General features: G+C 69.4%; 13 protein-coding genes. 9 read left to right on the top strand and 4 right to left on the bottom strand.

Features of this window, described 5'->3' with window-relative positions:
- The first annotated feature begins 126 nt into the window (after positions 1 to 126).
- A complete protein-coding gene (metG, locus tag NDI79_RS04850) occupies positions 127 to 2,217 on the top strand; it encodes a methionine--tRNA ligase (RefSeq protein ID WP_310927310.1) in 2,091 nt (696 codons plus the stop codon).
- A gap of 35 nt (positions 2,218 to 2,252) precedes the next feature.
- Here metG and NDI79_RS04855 read toward each other — a convergent pair whose 3' ends face one another.
- Positions 2,253 to 2,483: a hypothetical protein gene (locus tag NDI79_RS04855; protein WP_310927311.1), complete on the bottom strand. Its 231-nt coding sequence runs from the start codon at positions 2,481 to 2,483 to the stop codon at positions 2,253 to 2,255.
- Positions 2,484 to 2,563: 80 nt separating this feature from the next.
- Entirely contained in the window at positions 2,564 to 3,379 is an 816-nt protein-coding gene (locus tag NDI79_RS04860; RefSeq protein ID WP_310927312.1) for a cytochrome b family protein, read from the bottom strand.
- A 148-nt stretch (positions 3,380 to 3,527) separates the two neighbouring features.
- Here NDI79_RS04860 and pyk point away from each other — a divergent pair, with 148 nt between their 5' ends.
- The 7 genes from pyk to NDI79_RS04895 all read left to right on the top strand — a co-directional run bounded on the left by pyk (position 3,528) and on the right by NDI79_RS04895 (position 11,805).
- Positions 3,528 to 5,297, top strand: coding sequence for a pyruvate kinase (gene pyk / locus NDI79_RS04865; RefSeq protein ID WP_310927313.1), 1,770 nt, complete (start codon positions 3,528 to 3,530; stop codon positions 5,295 to 5,297).
- A gap of 116 nt (positions 5,298 to 5,413) precedes the next feature.
- Positions 5,414 to 5,761, top strand: coding sequence for a DUF7312 domain-containing protein (locus tag NDI79_RS04870; protein ID WP_310927314.1), 348 nt, complete (start codon positions 5,414 to 5,416; stop codon positions 5,759 to 5,761).
- A 135-nt stretch (positions 5,762 to 5,896) separates the two neighbouring features.
- Positions 5,897 to 7,690 (top strand): DUF7282 domain-containing protein, encoded by a 1,794-nt coding sequence (locus tag NDI79_RS04875; protein ID WP_310927315.1) that lies wholly within the window; start codon positions 5,897 to 5,899, stop codon positions 7,688 to 7,690.
- 37 nt (positions 7,691 to 7,727) lie between these two features.
- Positions 7,728 to 8,993 carry a restriction endonuclease gene (locus tag NDI79_RS04880; RefSeq protein WP_310927316.1) on the top strand — a complete coding sequence of 422 codons (1,266 nt, stop codon included), beginning with the start codon at positions 7,728 to 7,730 and terminating at the stop codon, positions 8,991 to 8,993.
- 35 nt (positions 8,994 to 9,028) lie between these two features.
- Positions 9,029 to 9,655, top strand: a complete 627-nt coding sequence (locus NDI79_RS04885; RefSeq protein WP_310927317.1) for an NfeD family protein — start codon at positions 9,029 to 9,031, stop codon at positions 9,653 to 9,655.
- 84 nt (positions 9,656 to 9,739) lie between these two features.
- On the top strand, positions 9,740 to 11,020 hold the full coding sequence (locus tag NDI79_RS04890; protein WP_310927318.1) for an SPFH domain-containing protein: 1,281 nt from the start codon (positions 9,740 to 9,742) through the stop codon (positions 11,018 to 11,020).
- A 158-nt stretch (positions 11,021 to 11,178) separates the two neighbouring features.
- A complete protein-coding gene (locus NDI79_RS04895) occupies positions 11,179 to 11,805 on the top strand; it encodes a winged helix-turn-helix transcriptional regulator (protein ID WP_310927319.1) in 627 nt (208 codons plus the stop codon).
- Positions 11,806 to 12,074: 269 nt separating this feature from the next.
- On the opposite strand, the gene NDI79_RS04900 is transcribed toward NDI79_RS04895, so the two are convergent.
- The gene (locus NDI79_RS04900) at positions 12,075 to 12,323 is read right to left on the bottom strand and encodes a DUF7123 family protein (RefSeq protein ID WP_310927320.1); all 249 of its coding nucleotides are present in this window, start codon (positions 12,321 to 12,323) and stop codon (positions 12,075 to 12,077) included.
- 246 nt (positions 12,324 to 12,569) lie between these two features.
- Here NDI79_RS04900 and NDI79_RS04905 point away from each other — a divergent pair, with 246 nt between their 5' ends.
- On the top strand, positions 12,570 to 14,402 hold the full coding sequence (locus NDI79_RS04905; protein WP_310927321.1) for a flippase-like domain-containing protein: 1,833 nt from the start codon (positions 12,570 to 12,572) through the stop codon (positions 14,400 to 14,402).
- 3 nt (positions 14,403 to 14,405) lie between these two features.
- Here the strand turns inward: NDI79_RS04905 and yjjX are convergent, their stop codons facing one another.
- Positions 14,406 to 14,912 (bottom strand): inosine/xanthosine triphosphatase, encoded by a 507-nt coding sequence (gene yjjX, locus NDI79_RS04910; RefSeq protein WP_310927322.1) that lies wholly within the window; start codon positions 14,910 to 14,912, stop codon positions 14,406 to 14,408.
- Positions 14,913 to 14,944 lie beyond the last annotated feature (32 nt).

Here is a 14,944-nt window from a genome sequence, read left to right on the forward strand (position 1 = left end):
CGGGACCGCCGGCCAAAACCGCGGTGGTGTCGGCCGCCCGCGCCGTCTCTTCGGTGTCGGGGAGTGGGGAAGCGAACGAACCCGACGAAATTTAGGCCTCGCCCCTCCGACTCACCAGACACGACTATGAGCCACGAACCATTCCCCACGGAGCACCCGGCGGTGGTGACCTGCGGGTTGCCGTACGCGAACGGCGACCTGCACATCGGCCACCTCCGGACGTACGTCGGCGGCGACGTCTACAGTCGCGCGCTGAAACGACTCGGACAGGAGACGGCGTTCGTCAGCGGGTCCGACATGCACGGCACGCCCGTCGCCGTCAACGCCGAGAAGGAGGGCGTCACGCCCGAGGAGTTCGCGCTCCGCCACCACGAGCAGTACGAGGAGACGTTCCCGAAGTTCGACATCGAGTTCGACAACTACGGGCACACCCACGACGAGACGAACACGGAGTTGACGACGGACCTCGTCCGCACCTTAGAGGAGGAGGGCTACCTCTACGAGAAGGAGATACCCATCGCCTACGACCCCGAGGCCGACCAGTGGCTTCCGGACCGGTACGTCGAGGGCACCTGCCCCTACTGCGGCGCGCACGCCCGCGGCGACGAGTGCGACGAGGGGTGCGGCCGTCACCTCGAACCCGGCGAGATAGAGGACCCCGAGTCGACGCTGACGGGCAACCCCGCCGAGTACCGCGAGCGGAGTCACCGCTTCTTCCGCGTCTCGGAGCTACAGGACTATCTCGTGGAGTTCATCGATAGACTGGAAGGGACCTCGAACGCGCAGAACCAGCCGCGCGAGTGGATCGAGGGCGAACTGCAGGACTGGTGTATCACCCGCGACATGGACTGGGGCATCGACTACCCCGGCGACACCGAAGACGACCTGGTCCTCTACGTCTGGGTGGACGCCCCCATCGAGTACATCGCCTCCACGAAGCAGTACTCAGAGCGGGTCGGACCCGAGACGTTCGACTGGGAGAAGGCGTGGCGCGAGGAGGGCGACATCGTCCACATCATCGGCCGCGACATCATCCAGCACCACACCGTCTTCTGGCCGGCGATGCTGCGCGCGACGGGGTACGTCGAACCCCGCGCCGTGATGGCCTCGGGGTTCATCACGCTGAACGGCAAGGGGTTCTCCACCTCGCGCAACCGCGCCGTCTGGGCCGACGAGTACCTGGACGAGGGCTTCGCCCCGGCGCTCATCCGCTACTACCTCGCCACGAACGGCGGGTTCCAACAGGACGTGGACTTCTCGTGGGAGAAGTTCCGCGACCGGGTGAACAACGAACTCGTCGGCACCGTCGGCAACTTCCTCTACCGGTCGCTGCTGTTCGCGCACCGCGAGTACGAGGGAACGCCCGACGCGGACCTCTCCGAGGAGGTGCGCGACCGCATCGAGGAGGCCATCGACGAGTTCCGCGCGGGCGTGAACGGCTACTCCGTCCGCGAGGTGGGCAACGCCGCCGTCCGACTCGCGCAGTTCGGCAACGAGTACATCCAGCGGAACGAGCCGTGGAAGCTCGACGACGGCGAGGAGAAAGAGCGGGTCATCCGCGACTGCGTGCAGGTGGCGAAGGCCGTCGGCGTCCTCTTCGAACCCATCGCACCGACGAAGGCCGAACGCCTCTGGGCGGACCTGAACGAGAACGGCGACGTGCACGAGGTTGGCGTCGGCGCCGCCCTCGACGCTCCGGCGGCGTCGTTCGGCGAGCCCTCTGAACTGTTCGAGAAGATCGAGGAGGACCGAGTCGAGGAACTCAACGAGAAACTCGAAGCGCGCGTCGCGGAGACGGAAGCGGACGAGGAGGAGGGCGACGCCGACGACTCCGACGACGGCGAGAGCGGGGACGAGTCCGAGGATGGCGAGAGCGGCGACTTCGAACCCCTCGTCGAAGACCGCATCGGCTTCGAGGAGTTCCAGGACCTCGACCTCCGGGTCGCCGAGATACTCGACGCCGAGGGCATCGACGGCGCGGACAAACTGGCGAAACTGACCGTCGACATCGGCGTCGAGGAGCGTCAGATCGTCGCGGGGCTGAAACAGCTTCACGACCTCTCGGAACTGCCCGGCAAGAAGGTGGTCGTCGTGGCCAACCTGGAGAAGGCCGAACTGTTCGGCGTCGAGTCGAACGGGATGGTGCTGGCCGCGGGCGAGGAGGCGGACCTCCTGACCACCCACGGCGACGCGGAACCCGGGACGCGCGTTCGGTAGTCGTCTCCGTCGACCGAGTCGTTAGGGCCGAACCGTCAGGGGGACGACACGCGCACTTCGTCGTCCGTCACCTCGACCACCTGGTCGGCGCTGACCGAGAGCGTCTCGTCGTCCTCTCCGCTGAGGGCGTCCTGCATCTCCGCGGAGACGCCCGTCTCGCCCTTCAGCATCGCCTTGCCGTCCTCTACGCCCGTCACCTTGCCGATGCGCTCGCCGTCGGGGCCGACGACGTGCTTACCGACGATGTCGTCCGTGATGTGCTGCACACGTCCGCCGTCGCCCGCGCGGCGCTAAAGCGTGACGGCGGGCGCCGCGCGGGTCGTTCCCGTCCGCCGGAACCGGGGCGTCACCGCGGCGGCCGGAGCCGGTAGTAGCGCCTGTTGAGGTCGTACATGTACCCCTGCCGCATCGTCCGCAGGACGGCGTACGTGATGAAGCCGAAGACGACGGGCGCGAGGAACGTCAGGTCGAACAGCAGGTCGACGTTGCCGGGGTAGAGATTCTGGACGGCGAGGACGCTGATGGTGAACGCGAAGACGACGCCGGCGACGCCGACGGCGGCCCAGAACGGCTGCTCGACGGGCCGGCGCGCGCTCCCCTTGTTGAGGAACGGCACGATGGCGATGAAGCCGACGATGACGACGTTGGCGAGCACGCCGTACGTCCGGTCCGCCATCAGTTTCTGGCCGTCCAGAACCGCCAGTTCGGGGTTGAGCGGGCCGAGCTTTAGCAGGCCGAACGACCAGTAGAGATACCAGTCGGGCAGGATGATTACGGGGGTCGTACTCGGGTTCGCCGGTGCGCCGATGTGCGGCGGCAGCGTCGCCGAGAGGAACAGCACCATCCCGGTGAAGAAACTCACGATGGAGAGGTTCCGGACGGTTTCGTGCGGCCACGTCGGGAACGCGAGCACGTCGCGTTCCACGTAGTCCGACTCCCCCCTGAGCGTCTGGTCCTCGTACCGCGAGCGCTCGAAGTACTCGTAGGTGAGTCGCGAGAGGCCCACGGTGCGCGCCTTGCGCTCGCGCCACGTCGGCGTCTCGTCGTCCGGTGCGACGATGCCGCCGCCGTCGCCGCGGAGCGCCGCGGAATCGGCCCGCCGCCCGTCTCCGCTCGTCGTCTCGTCACCTCCACCGGCGTCCGAGCGTCGCGTCGAGACCATGGTCGTGGGAACGGTCCGCACGGATATAACCGCCACAGTCGCCCCCCGTGACAGTCACCGCGGCGGAGGAGCCGTATCGATGACTGTTTTTACCACAGAAGTAGTGGCATCGTCGGGCTTTTTTATGCGGTGACCTGTAGTCGCCTCCATGAGAAACGCGAAAATCGTCTGCACGCTCGGGCCGGCCTCCGACGACCGGGCGACGATTCGGGCGCTGTCCGACGCCGGGATGAGCGTCGCACGCCTGAACGCCAGCCACGGCACGCCGGAGCACCGAGAGGAAGTGATAGACCGCATCCGCACCGTCGACGAGGCCACCCCGGAACCGCTGGCCGCGATGGTCGACCTGCAGGGGCCGGAGGTCCGGACCGCGCCCATCGACGGCTCCATCCGCCTCGACACCGGGAGCGAGGTGCGCTTCGTCGAGGGCGAGGACGCGACGCCGGAGGAGGTGGGCCTCTCGTACTCTATCTCGGCCGCCGAGAGCGGCGACACCGTCCTCCTCGACGACGGTCGCATCGAGGCGACGGTCGAACGCGTCGAAGGCGACGCCGTCGTCGCGCGCATCGAGTCGGGGGGAGAACTGGGGGCGCGGAAGGGGGTCAACCTCCCGGGCGTCAAACTCGACATCGACCTCATCACGGAGGGCGACCAGCGCGAACTGGAGGTCGCCGCCGAGAAGAACGCCGACTTCGTGGCCGCCTCGTTCGTCCGCTCGGCCGAGGACGTCTACACCATCAGCGACGCCCTCGAGAACCTCGGCGCCGACATCCCCGTCGTCGCCAAGATAGAGCGCGCGGGCGCCGTCGAGAACCTCGACGAGATAATCGAGGCGTCCTACGGCGTGATGGTCGCGCGCGGCGACCTCGGCGTGGAGATGCCGCTCGAAGAGGTGCCCATCATCCAGAAGCGCATCATCCGGCGGTGTCACGCGACGGGGACGCCCGTCATCACGGCGACGGAGATGCTCGACTCGATGGTCCACTCGCGGCGCCCGACGCGCGCGGAGGCCTCGGACGTGGCCAACGCCGTCCTCGACGGCACCGACGCCGTGATGCTCTCCGGCGAGACGGCCATCGGTGACAACCCCGTGCGCGTCGTCCAGACGATGGACCGCATCGTCCGGCAGGTCGAGTCCAGCGAGGAGTACGCCGAGAACCAAGAACAGCACGTCCCCGTCGCGCAGGACGACTCGCGGACGGAGGCGCTCGCTCGCTCGGCGCGCTACCTCTCGCGGGACGTGAACGCCAGCGCCATCGTCGCCGCCTCCGAGTCGGGCTACACCGCCCGGAAGACGGCGAAGTTCCGCCCCGGCGTGCCCGTCGTCGCGACGACGCCGAACGACCGCATCCGCCGGCAGTTGACGCTCTCGTGGGGCGTCATCCCGAAGTACGCCGACTACCGCGACGGCATCGACGACATCATGGACGACGCCGTCGACGCCGCCCTCGACGCCGACGTCGCCAGTTCGGGCGACACGCTCGTCGTCCTCTCGGGGATGATGACCGAACTGGAGGGGACGAACACGACGAACATGCTGAAGGTCCACGTCGCCGCCGAAGCCGTCGCGACCGGAAGGAAGGTCGTCGGCGGCCGGGTCGCCGGACCGCTGGCCGTCTCCGACGACGGCGACCTCTCGGACGTGCCGGAGGGGGCGCTGCTGGCGCTCACCGCCGCCTTCGACGGCGAGTTCGACGGCGACGCGAAGAAACTCGGCGGCATCATCGACGCCCGTCCCGGCATGACGGGCTACCCCGCCTTGGTCGCCCGCGAACTCGACCTCCCGATGATTTCGGGCGCGCCCATCCCCGACACCGTCTCGGTCGGCACCGAAATCACCCTGCACGCCGAACGCGGCATCGTCTACGAGGGCAACGTCATCAAACACGAGTCCGACCGGAACCGGCCGGTGCGGTAGCGACGCGGAGACCGAGCGACCGCGGCGCACTCTCGGACCAGAGTGGGAGCGACGGGACAGGGAAGGCGAAGCCGAGGGCGGTAGGCCTTTGCCGGCCCGTCGCCTAGGTCGAACCGATGGACACCCGCGACGACGGCGCCGACGACCCCGACGGCCGGCGGGACGGCACCGCCGCCGACGCTGACGCTGACGTCGACCGACGCGGCGGCCCGGACCGCACGCCCCCCGACCCGAGAGCGGAGCGACCGGACGACGCCGCGGGCGCGGACCGCGCTATCGACGCGACCGACGCCCGCGACGGCGCGAACGAGGCCGAGAGCGACGAGGTGGGTATCGCGGAGGCCGTCGGCGAGGACCGCCCGCCGCTCGGACCGCTCGAACCCGGGTCGCCCACGCCCGAGAACGTCCTCTTCGTGGTGCTGGGCGCGTTGGCCACCGTCGCGCTGATCGCCACGTTGCTCTGAGCGCCGAAGCCGGCGATTCCGCCGTGCCGGGACGCCCCGGCGCTCGCTCCTGTCGGCCGCCGAGATTATCAGTTCTGAGTACTCGACCGCAGTCTTTTATGCCGGATACCGGGTAGAGGGGGTAACTGCCGCCCGATGCATCCGACACGCCCACTCGCGGCGCTGGTCGCGGCGCTCCTACTCGTCGCCGCCGCCGTCGCCCCCGCACTCGCCCTCCCGCCCGACGAGCGGACGCGGTCGGTCGCCGTCGACGCCGACGCGTCCCCCGTCTTCGCCGCCGACGCCGCCTCCGCCTCCGTCGACGGCGACCTGACCGTCACGCGCGGCGACGAGGTGACGTTCACCGTCAGCCACTCCGGCCCGGCGAACGTCACCATCGGCGAACCGGGGAGCGGGTTCCACCTCGTCGTCGCCCTCGGCGGAAGCGGCACCGACGAGGTGACCATCGACACCTACGCGTCGACGGCCGCCGACCCCGACGAGTTCGTCGACGGCGGCGACGCGACGCTTTTGTCGGAACCGCTCTCGAAGCCGCTCATGCCGTCGAAGTACCTGGTGAACGTCAGCATCGACGGCGACGAACGCGCCGTGGCGACGCTCACCGTCGAACCGCGCGGGGAGATGCGCGCGGAGTCGTTCGTCGCGCCCGCCGAGTTCGAGGTGACCGAGTACGCCGTCGGCGGCGACGGCGACGACGCGGACGTCGGTCCGCTGACGGGCGTGACGTCCGATTCGAACGTCGTCGCCGCCGGCGACTACGCCGTGATGCGCGTCGAGGAGTCGGGACTGGAGTCGGCGCTGAACGCCGAGGACCTGACCGGGGACGCGGCGTCGAACGGCGTCGAGTGGTCCGTCTCGCAGGTGTCGCCGTCGCCGAACAGCGAGACGGACGGGTTCGTCGCCGGCACCCCCGAGGCCAACGTCACCGTCCTCCCCGCCTTCGAGGACGATATCGTCTACTTCGTCTGGGACACCTCCGAAATCGTGCCGGACGAGGACCGCCCCGAGCGCAACGAGTACGAGGCGCGCCTGACGCTCACCGCGGCGAACGGACTGGTCGAGGAGGACACCGTCGTCGCCGCGACGACGTTCGAGATAGTCGAGTCGGAGGCGTCGCTCGAACCGGTGAACGACGCGACGCAGTACCCGTGGGAGAACGACACGTTCGTCGTGCGCGGGGAGACGACGCGCGCGCCGAACGCAACGCTGGAGGTGCGCCTCCGGTCGCCGCGCCCCGACGCGTTCCTCCTCATCAGCGAGGCCACCGTGGACGCGAACCGGGAGTACGAGACGACCATCGACCTCGGCGGCGCGACGCGAGGCGTGACGGCGACGCTGTGGACGGACGAGTTCTACCCGGAGACGGCCCAGGAGGTGACGCTCGTCGCCCCGAACGCGACCGTCCGGTTCGACGACCAGTCGGCCGGCGACGCCGCGGTGACGCTCGCGTTCGTCGAAGTCCCCGAGGGCGGGTTCGTCCGCGTCCACGACGCCGACGGGAACGGCGTCGGCCGCTCGGACTACCTCGCGCCGGGGCGACACGAGAACGTCAGCGCCGGCCTGTCGCTGCCGCTGTACGAGGAGCAGACGCTCCGCGCGGAACTCGTGAACGACTCGGACGGCGACGCGGCGTACTCGCGGAACGACAGCGAGTACACGCGCTCCGGGTGGGTCGTGAACGACACCGCGCGGGTCGCCTTCGAGTCGCCGCCGACCGAAACGCCGGCCGCGGCAACGGGGACGCAGACGGTCACGGCCACGCCGGCGCCGACGGCGACGCCCTACCCGGTGCTGTCGGAGACGCCGCTGGGTCCGTCCGACGGCACCTCCGAGACGGGCGTTCCGCTGTCGCCGGCCGTCGCCGTCGCGGCGATTCTGGCGGCCGCGGGGCTGTTCGCGCGCGGGACGAAGGGGGAGACCGACGAATGATGGGAACACACGACGCGGACCGACGGGAGGAGCACTGATGGAGAAACTGCCGGAACTGGAACCGGAGGCGTTCGTCTCGTTCCTGGCGGACCTGTGGGACGAGCGGGGATGGGATACCTCGGTCAAGCAGCGCCCCGACGAGACGTACTTCATCGTCGGTCAGCGCGGCGACGGCAAGCGGGGGGTCCTCTACGTCTTCCCGACGACGGAGTCGCACGTGTCGGTGCAACACCTGAAGCGGTTCGTCGGCTTCTGCCGGAAGAAGGGCGTCGACGTGGCCGTGATGGCGACGCAGGGCGCCTACGCCGGAGAGGTGAGAGAGGTCGCCGAGTCGAAGGGTATCCACCTCCTCGACCGCGAGACGCTCGCCGGAACCGTCGAAGAGGGCGGCTTCGAGCACGTCCTGCGCGCCTACGCCGGCGGGGGCGGCGAGGGACCGCTGGACCGACTGCTCGCCGCCCTGCGCTCCTACGGCGTTCCGGTCCCCGAGGCGCTTCCGTTCGACTTCGAGGCGCTTCTCGCCCGATTGCCGGTCGGCGGCGACGGGAGCGGGGACGACGCCGAGGAGGGGCGAGAGGGGTCGAACCGAAGACCGAAGAAGTCCGAGTCGAACTCCGAGACCCCGGCCGAAGCGGGCGGCGGGAAGTCCGACGCGTCCGGCGGCGCGAACGGAGACGGAGACGGAGACGGAGACGACGGCGGACGGACCATCGCGAGCGCGCTCCCCGGTCCGCTGACGGGGGTCCCGCGGCCGAACGTCGTCCTCCCGGCGGCGTTGCTCGTCCTCGTCGTCTTCCTCCTCGGGTCGGCCGTCGGTCCGGCGCTCGGACTCCCGGCCATCGGCGCGGGCGCGGCCGGCGGCGAGGGCGACCTCGCGGTCTCGGCGCTCTCGACGGCCGGGGCGAACGCGACGGCGGAGGTGCGGTGGAACGCGCGGACGGCCGACTCGCTGACCGTCAACGGGACGGCGTACGACGCGCCGCCGAACGAGACGTTCGTCCTCGTGCGGATGAACGTGAGCAACGTCGGGGAGACGCCGCTGTCGATGGACGAATCGTCGCTGGCGCTGGAAGTCGCGGGCGAGCGGTACGGATACCAGCCGCTGGACGGCGTCGTCGGCTTCGATCAGGGCGGACTGTTCGCCCCGGACGACCCGCGCGAGGTGTGGGTCGTCTTCTCCGTCCCCGACGACGCCGAGAGCGCGACGCTGGTGCTCCGCGGCGACGAGTCCGTCCGGTTCGTCCGCGACGGCGCCGTCGAGGCCGAGGCGACGTCACCCCGGCGTGACGGCCGTGCGGCGTGACAACGCTTAATCGACCCCCTTCCCTAGGTCCCCGTATGCTCCGGTCGCCGCTCACGGCGTTCCTCCAGCCCCTCATCCCGCCAGAGCTTCTGCCGTACCTGCTCGTCGTCGCGGGCGTCGGCGTCTCCCTCGCGGAGGCGCTGGCGCCGGGGGCACACCTCGTCGTCCTCGGCGTGGCGCTGCTGGCCGCCGGGTTGGTCGGCCTCCTCCTCGGTCCGGCCGCCGGCCCCGTCGTCCTCGGCGTCCTCGTGCTCCTGTTCGGCGCCCTCGCGCTGTACGGCTATCGCGAACTCGACATCTACGGCGGCAAGGGAAGCGGGAAGACGAGCGACTCCGCGTCGCTCCGCGGGCGGACCGCGCGCGTCACGGAGCGCGTGACGCCGACGGAGGGAGAGGTGAAACTGGACGAGGGCGGCGGCTTCAACCCCTACTACGCGGCCCGGTCGGTGAGCGGCGAGATTCCCGAGGGCAGCGAGGTCATCGTCGTCGACCCCGGCGGCGGCAACGTCATCACCGTCGAATCGCTCGACGACGCGTTGGACGACATCGACCGCGAACTCGAACGGGAGCGCCGACGGCGGGAGAACTGGGACGGGGGAGACGGCGAACGGCGCGGGGATGCGACCGAGACAGAGACGGAAACCGAAACCGAACGCGCCTGAATGCGCCGCGGAGGCGCGACGCGGACGGCGTCCGCCGGTTGTCACGTGCGAAGCCTTATTTGACCAACACACTAACCCCCGACTATGGTAGTGGACCCCGTGACACTGCAGGTAGCGGCGTTCGGAGCCTACGCCGTCGGCCTGTTGGTGCTCCTCCTCGCCGTCGTGACCGTCTACCAGATGGTCGAAATCGTCGACGCCTACGAGAAGAAGGCGCTGACGGTGTTCGGCGAGTACCGCAAACTGCTCGAACCGGGTATCAACTTCATCCCGCCGTTCGTCTCGCGGACGTACGCGTTCGACATGCGGACGCAGACGCTCGACGTGCCGCGCCAAGAAGCGATCACCCGCGACAACTCGCCGGTGACCGCCGACGCCGTCGTCTACATCAAGGTGATGGACGCCCGGAAGGCCTTCCTCGAAGTCGACGACTACAAGCGCGCCGTCTCGAACCTCGCGCAGACGACGCTCCGGGCCGTCCTCGGCGACATGGAACTGGACGACACGCTGAACAAGCGACAGGAGATCAACGCGCGAATCCGCAAGGAACTGGACGAACCCACCGACGAGTGGGGCGTCCGCGTCGAGTCCGTCGAAGTCCGCGAGGTGAACCCCTCCCAGGACGTCCAGCAGGCGATGGAGCAGCAGACGTCCGCCGAGCGTCGCCGCCGCGCCATGATTCTGGAGGCGCAGGGTGAGCGACGCTCCGCCGTCGAGGAGGCCGAGGGTGAGAAGCAGTCGAACATCATCCGCGCGCAGGGTGAAAAGCAGAGTCAGATCCTCGAAGCGCAGGGTGACGCCATCTCGACGGTTCTGAGGGCCAAGTCCGCCGAGTCGATGGGCGAACGCGCCATCATCGAGAAGGGGATGGAGACGCTCGAACACATCGGCCAGGGCGAGTCGACGACGTTCGTCCTCCCGCAGGAACTCACCAGCCTCCTCGGCCGCTACGGCCGGCAGTTGAGCAACTCCGACGTGCAGGAGCAGGCCGGCCTCGACAGCCTCGAGTTCGACGAGGAGACGCGCGAACTCATCGGCCTCGACGACATCGAGGAGATACTCGGCCAGATAGACGAGGCCGCCGAGATGAACGTCGAGGAACTCGAACAGGAGGCCCAGGCCATCAAGGAGGGATCCGACCCCGGGATGAAGAGCGCGGACGAAGTCGTCGCCGAGGCGGACGCGGCGGACAAATCCGACATCAAGAGCGCGGACGAAGTCGTCTCCGAGGCCGACGAGGAGTCCGGAGGGCCCGCAGGCGCCGCGGGCAACGGGACCGAAGCCGAGACCGGTTCCGCCGGCGCCGACAGCACGGACGGAAGCGACGCCGGCGACGGGGAACGCGAGACCGAAAAAGAGCTGTGAGCCTCGAAAGCCCCGTTATCGACGGGTTCGGGCGTGAACGGCGCGGCTGGTAGGAGCGCACTACCGCCGGTAAATCTCGCGAACGGAGATATGTCGGACGCCGTCCGTCGGAGCGAAGAGTTTTTGACCGCCAACCGTCCTACTCAGAACGAGAACCGATGACGAACCGAGGCGTAGACGAGGAGAAACGCGCGACGCTCCGGCGCTTCGCGGCCCTCGGTGCCGCGACGCCGTTCGCGGGTCTCGGGGCGGCCGAATCCGACGAGGAGGAGGCCCCCGAGTCCGGCAGCGACGCGCGCGACGCCATCGTCGGCTACGTCGCCTCGACGCCGGGCGCCCACTTCTCGAAGGTGCGCGACGACCTGCGCCTCGGAACCGGCGAGACCCAGTACCACCTGCGGCGCCTCGTCGACGACGGCGTCGTGGAGTTCAGCCGCGACGGCGACTACAAGCGCTTCTTCCCCGCCGGGCGGTTCACCGCCTTCGAGCAGACGGCGCTGGGCTACCTCCGCCGCGGTACGGCGCGCGGGATGCTCGTCGCCCTCCTCCGAACCCCGGACGCCACCGGGTCGGCGCTGGCCGCCGAACTCGACGTCTCCCGCGCGACGGTGAGCAACTACGCCCGGAAACTCGACGAGGCGGGACTGCTCTCCCGCGAGGACGGCTACGCCGTCGTCCGCCCGGAGACGCTCATCACGCTGTTGATTCGCTACGCCGACTCGTTCGGCCCCGCGGCCGTCTCGCTGGCGGACGACGCCGCGAGCCTCATCCGCTACGACCCCTGATCCCGAGCGGGCGCCGAATCCGCACGGCGTCCGGTCCGTCGTCTCCGCTCCGCGTTCTCTCGGTACTCTTCGACTTTCGCTTCGATGGGAAAAGCGAGCGACCGCTCGGAGACTCGGAGTTCGAGGCGCTCGAATCCGCGGCGGAGGGCCGAAGCGTCGCGGAGACGCGAGACGATTGGGTCGAACGCGAGGCGTGCGACGCCCACGCCGAAACCGCGTCGGTCCGGGGGACGATGAACGCCCGAGTGGTACGGACGCCTAGCGCCCGTTCAGACGGTTACTTTCCACGTCGTCCCCGAGGAGTAACCCCACTTCTCGATGGTCACGTCGTGTTCGCCGTCGATGATGGTGCGCATGTTCGCGCCGACTTCCTTCGCGGAGAGCCCCAGTTCCTCGGCGATGAGGCGGGACTTGAAGTACGTCTGTTCCGCGGCGTTCGCGCGGAGGTACCGGAGGATGTTCTGCTGTTTCTCCGAGAGGTTGGCGACGGGTTCGGCGGTGGACGCGGTTGCGCTCATACCTCTACGAAGGGGTGAGACGGGTATGAGGGGTTTGGTACGGGAGCTTAACAGACCGCGGGCTCCCGGTTTCGACGCCGCGAGCGTCCGGCGTCGGACGCCATCGACGGCGCGGCGGTACGGTCGTCTAACATCCACCTAATCGTGAGAATCACGCCGTAGAGAGCCGCTATTCGGGTGAGACGGACGGTCACGCTCGCCGAAAGCCAGAAACTACATACGGGACCATGGCCGAATAGAGAGGCAATGGGTCGCCCGACCACCGAGCAGTCGGTGACAGAAGTGAGCGTCGTTCTCCCCGCCTACAACGAGGAGGACACCATCGAGGAGACGGTGGAAGAGACGCTCAGGACGCTGTCGTCGTTTCTCCCCGCGGACTCGTTCGAGGTCATCGTGGCCGAGGACGGCTGCGACGACCGGACGCCGGAACTCGCGGAACGGATGGCCGCCCGCGACGACCGAGTGAGACACTTCCACAGCGACGAGCGACTCGGGCGCGGCGGCGCGCTCGAACACGCCTTCGCCGCGGCGAACGGGGAGGTGCTCGTCTACTTCGACACGGACCTCGCGACGGACATGAGCCACCTCGAAGAACTGGTCGACCGCGTCCGGTCCGGACGGTACGACGTCGCCACCGGGTCGCGCTGGATGCCCGGACGCGTCGCCGACCGCCCGACCAAACGCGGCGTGCCGAGCCGCGCGTTCAACCTCCTCGTGCGCCTCTTCCTCGGGTCGTCGCTCCGCGACCACCAGTGCGGGTTCAAGGCGTTCAGCCGCGAGGCGTTTCAGGACCTGCGGACGCAGGTCGAGGACGAACACTGGTTCTGGGACACGGAGATGCTCGTCCGCGCCCAGCGCGCCGGTTACCGCGTCGACGAGTTCCCGGTCGACTGGACGCCGAAGGGCGACACGAAAGTCGATCTCGTCCGCGACGTGTTCGGCATGGGCAGTCAGATCGTCCGGACGTGGTGGCAGGTCGCCGTCAAGCCCCGCGTGACCCAGCGGGTCGCGCTGGCGGCGGGCGCGATTCTGACGCTGCTCGCCTTGGTGTTGATGACGCAGTACATCAGTTTCGGCGCCGTCCTCGACCAGATGCAGGCCGCCGACCCCGTCCTCGTCGCCGTCGCGGCCCTCGTGTACGTGCTCTCGTGGCCCGTCCGCGGGGTGCGCTACCGCGACATCCTCGCGGAGTTGGGGTTCCGCGAGAAGGCGTCGTTCCTGACGGGCGCGGTGTTCATCAGCCAGACCGGTAACCTGGTGTTCCCGGCACGGCTGGGAGACTTCATCCGCGCGTACGTCGTGAAGGCCCGCCGCGGCATCCCGTACCCCTCGGGTTTCGCCTCGCTGGCGGCCGAGCGCGTCTTCGACCTGCTCACCATCACGGCGCTCGCGGGCGTCGTCCTCGTGGGCTACACGGTCACCGGACAGACCGCCGAACTGGCTGAGACCGTCGTCGGCGCGGAGGGTGCCGGACAGGTCGCCGTCCTCGTCGCCGTCGGCGTCGCCCTCGCGGCCATCCTCGCGGTGGCGGTCATCATCGCCTCCGCGCAGTCGGACGGCAACCTCGCCGGCCGACTCGTCCGCCGGGCGAGTTCGGACTCCTACGCGGAACTCGTCGCCAAGGTGGTCGAGCGCTTCGTCGACGACCTGCAGGCCGTCGCCGGGACGCGGCGCGGGTTCGCCCGCATCGGCGTCTCCAGCCTCGGTATCTGGATGCTGGACGTGGCGACGGCGATGCTCGTCCTCGCCGCGTTCGACCCCGGACTGGCGCCGATAGAGTTCGTCTCGGTGTGTTTCTTCGCGGTCAGCGTCGGCAACCTCGCGAAGGTGCTGCCCCTCTCGCCGGGCGGCGTCGGCCTCTACGAGGGCGCGTTCACGCTCCTCGTCATCGGCCTGACCGGCATCTCGCCGGAGTTGGCGCTCGGCGCGGCCGTCCTCGACCACGCGGTGAAGAACATCGTCACCGTCGTCGGCGGCTACGCCTCCATGCTCGGTCTGAACGTCTCGCTCACGACGGCCGTCGAGGAGAGCAAGGAGGTCCGCGAGAGCCGCGAGGCGGAGCCGGCCGAACTGGACTGAACGTCAGTACAACTCGCAGAGAAACGGCGCCGCGGCGGCGACGACGGCCGATTCGAGCGCGTCCGTCCGCGATAGCTTTCCGCCGGTGAACGCGCCCGCCGCGCCCTGCTTTTTCGCCACGTCGGTCGTCCCCAGCACGTCGTCCATCACGGGGCCGAGTTCCTCGCCCGCCGCGATTCGCTTCGAGATTCCGTCCGGGAGACGGAGGCTCGGGCCCGTCCCGCGGCCCCACCGGTCGCCGTCGGTCACGGCGGCCCACATGACGAGAAACAGGTCCTCCCGGCCCTCGAAGCGGGCGACGCCGCCCTCGATGCCGACGCCGAGGTCGTACGCGCCCGCGTCGAGACAGGCCCGCGCGCGGTTCTCCGCGCCGGTTCGGGTCTCGGCGTGGCCCGTCGGTTGCTCTCCGACGCCGGAAGGGACGGGTTCGACCTCGACCGTCGCCTCGGGGAAGGCGCGGACGGTCGCGTCGCGCTTGACCGGGTTGCCGCTGCCGACTGCAACTTGCATGCTCGGAGATACGGAGCGACCGCATTGGGCGT

This window comes from Halogeometricum sp. S3BR5-2 (genome assembly GCF_031624635.1).
Classification (GTDB): Archaea; Halobacteriota; Halobacteria; order Halobacteriales; family Haloferacaceae; genus Halogeometricum; species Halogeometricum luteum.